This window comes from Pseudomonas agronomica, from assembly GCF_025917275.1.
Classification (GTDB): Bacteria; Pseudomonadota; Gammaproteobacteria; order Pseudomonadales; family Pseudomonadaceae; genus Aquipseudomonas; species Aquipseudomonas agronomica.
In genome coordinates this window covers 1-460 of the sequence record NZ_JAOSHO010001048.1, presented here as the reverse complement: position 1 = coordinate 460, position 460 = coordinate 1, and the positions used below count along the sequence as shown (strand labels likewise).

Here is a 460-nt window from a genome sequence, read left to right as displayed (position 1 = left end):
CACAGCAACAACGCCAGGGCGACCCCTTTGCGCATCAGGCCAGCACCTCGGCCAGGTCACCCTTGGATTCGAGCCAGGACTTGCGGTCGCCTGCGCGTTTCTTCGCCAGCAGCATGTCCATCATTTCCGTCGTCGCGGCGAAATCATCCAGGGTCAGCTGCACCAGGCGACGGGTGTTCGGGTCCATGGTGGTTTCGCGCAACTGCGGCGGGTTCATCTCGCCCAGGCCTTTGAATCGGGTGACCTGCGGCTTGCCGCGTTTCTTCTCGGCCACCAGGCGGTCGAGAATGCCGTCGCGCTCGGCTTCGTCCAGGGCGTAGTAGATCTCCTTGCCCAGGTCGATGCGGTACAGCGGCGGCATCGCCACATAGACGTGGCCGGCGTCCACCAGCGGGCGGAAATGCTGGACGAACAAGGCACAAAGCAACGTGGCGATGTGCAAGCCGTCGGAGTCGGCGTC

General features: G+C 64.1%; 1 pseudogene. It reads right to left on the bottom strand.

From position 1 onward, the window contains the following. Positions 1-34 precede the first annotated feature (34 nt). Positions 35-460, bottom strand: a pseudogene (locus OC610_RS28830) (DNA topoisomerase IV subunit B); the annotation flags it as partial.